Annotated in this window: 4 protein-coding genes; all 4 read left to right on the plus strand. The window is 43.2% G+C overall.

Annotated features, from left to right (window positions below):
- On the plus strand, positions 1-252 hold a 252-nt coding region (locus RYK12_RS10135), incomplete at its 5' end, for a branched-chain amino acid transport system II carrier protein (protein WP_314848878.1).
- Positions 253-349: 97 nt separating this feature from the next.
- Positions 350-1,387 carry a M42 family metallopeptidase gene (locus tag RYK12_RS10140; protein ID WP_314848880.1) on the plus strand — a complete coding sequence of 346 codons (1,038 nt, stop codon included), beginning with the start codon at positions 350-352 and terminating at the stop codon, positions 1,385-1,387.
- Position 1,388: 1 nt separating this feature from the next.
- On the plus strand, positions 1,389-1,859 hold the full coding sequence (locus tag RYK12_RS10145; RefSeq protein ID WP_314848882.1) for an HIT family protein: 471 nt from the start codon (positions 1,389-1,391) through the stop codon (positions 1,857-1,859).
- A 2-nt stretch (positions 1,860-1,861) separates the two neighbouring features.
- Positions 1,862-2,526, plus strand: a 665-nt coding sequence (gene ldcB, locus RYK12_RS10150; RefSeq protein WP_314848884.1) for an LD-carboxypeptidase LdcB/DacB, incomplete at its 3' end; no start/stop codon positions are given.

Raw genomic sequence — 2,526 nt, forward strand, 5'->3', positions numbered from 1 at the left:
ATGATTGTCATTGTCAACAAATTTGTGGCTCTTTCAAAACCAGGTATGCAGTTGACAATTGCTGTGGTTACAGCTATTGCCATTGCAAGCGTATTAGGAAGCTCGTTTAAGGTTGAGTTTCTTGCAAACCTTGTCAACGCTCTTCCTTTTGCCAAGGCATCACTCCCATGGTTGGTGCCAGCCATCGTTGGAATCTTGCTCTCATTGGTTCTACCAAACAAGCAAGAAAGCGATGTTTTTGAAATGGAATAATCATTAAAATCACTTTTGTAGCCAAGTCTACAGGAGTGATTTTCTTTTTTTATCCGATGATAAATGTGTTATAATAGGTAGCAAAAGAGGTGAAGAAATGAATCAAACAGTAGAATATATCAAAGAACTGACAGCCATTGCATCGCCAACGGGCTTCACTCGTGAGATTTCGGACTATTTAGTCAAGACTCTAGAAGGTTTTGGTTACCAGCCGGTTCGCACAGCTAAGGGTGGTGTCAATGTGACCATTAAAGGTCAAAATGATGAAGAGCATCGCTATGTGACTGCCCATGTGGATACGCTGGGGGCCATTGTCCGTGCTGTCAAACCAGACGGTCGTCTCAAAATGGACCGTATCGGTGGTTTTCCTTGGAACATGATTGAAGGTGAAAACTGTACCGTTCATGTGGCTAGCACAGGTCAAAAAGTATCAGGAACCATCCTCATCCACCAAACTTCTTGCCATGTCTATAAGGATGCAGGAACTGCAGAACGCACTCAGGACAATATGGAAGTGCGTTTGGATGCAAAAGCGACCAATGAAAAAGAAACTCGTGCTCTTGGCATTGAGGTCGGTGATTTTATCAGCTTTGATCCACGAACTGTCGTGACAGAGACAGGTTTTATCAAGTCTCGTCATTTGGACGATAAGGTCAGTGCAGCGATTTTGCTTAACCTCCTTCGTATTTATAAGGAAGAGAAGATTGAATTGCCAGTAACAACCCATTTTGCTTTTTCAGTCTTTGAAGAAGTGGGGCATGGGGCTAACTCTAATATTCCTGCTCAGGTGGTAGAATATCTGGCTGTGGATATGGGAGCTATGGGAGATGACCAGCAAACAGACGAATATACAGTGTCTATCTGTGTCAAGGATGCTTCTGGACCTTATCACTATGACTTCCGTCAACATTTGGTTGCTTTGGCTAAAGAGCAAGATATTCCATTTAAGCTGGATATCTATCCATTTTATGGTTCGGACGCTTCAGCAGCCATGTCAGCTGGCGCAGAGGTCAAACACGCCCTTCTCGGAGCTGGTATTGAGTCTAGTCACTCTTATGAGCGTACTCATATTGACTCGGTGGTCGCAACGGAGCGTATGGTTGATGCTTATCTTAAGAGCGCATTGGTAGACTAATATGTGTTTGATTTGCCAGAGAATTGAGCTCATCAAGAAGGGAGAGAGTCCCTATTTTGTCAAAGAGTTGGAAACAGGCTATCTTGTGGTTGGAGACCACCAGTATTTTGCAGGCTATAGTCTCTTTCTAGCCAAGGAACATGTCACCGAATTGCACCATTTGAAAAAGGAGACAAGACTCCGTTTTCTAGAAGAAATGAGTGTGGTCCAAGAGGCGGTTGCTAAGGCCTTTGCTGCTGAGAAAATGAATATCGAACTGCTAGGAAATGGTGATGCCCATCTTCATTGGCATCTGTTTCCTAGACGAAGAGGTGATATGAATGGTCACGGTCTCAAGGGACGTGGTCCAGTTTGGTGGGTTCCCTTTGAAGAAATGACAGCAGAAACCTGCCAAGTAAAACCTGATGAGATCAAACAATTAGTCAAATGTTTATCGTCAGAACTAGATAACCTATTAGAAATAAAGGAGTAGAAATGAAAAAAAGATACCTTATCTTGACAGCCTTGCTAGCCTTGAGTCTAGCAGCTTGTTCACAAGAAAAAGCAAAAAATGAAGATGGCTCAGCTAAGACAGAGCAAACAGCTAAAGCTGATGGAACAGTTGGAAGTAAGTCTCAAGGAGCTACTCAGAAAAAAGCAGAAGTGGTCAATAAAGGAGACTACTACAGCATCCAAGGGAAATACGATGAAATCATCGTAGCCAATAAACACTACCCATTGTCAAAAGACTACAATCCAGGGGAAAATCCAACAGCCAAGGCTGAGTTGGTCAAACTCATCAAAGCGATGCAAGAGGCAGGTTTCCCAATTAGTGACCATTACAGTGGCTTTAGAAGTTATGAAACTCAGACCAAGCTCTATCAAGATTATGTTAATCAAGACGGAAAGGCAGCTGCTGACCGTTACTCTGCCCGACCTGGCTATAGTGAACACCAAACTGGCTTGGCCTTTGATGTTATTGGGACTGATGGTGATTTAGTAACGGAAGAAAAAGCAGCCCAATGGCTCTTGGACCATGCAGCTGATTATGGCTTTGTTGTCCGTTATCTCAAAGGTAAAGAAAAAGAAACAGGCTATATGGCTGAAGAATGGCACCTTCGTTATGTCGGAAAAGAAGCAAAAGAAATTGCAGAGAGTGG

It is taken from the genome of uncultured Streptococcus sp. (assembly GCF_963518475.1).
Lineage (GTDB): Bacteria > Bacillota > Bacilli > Lactobacillales > Streptococcaceae > Streptococcus.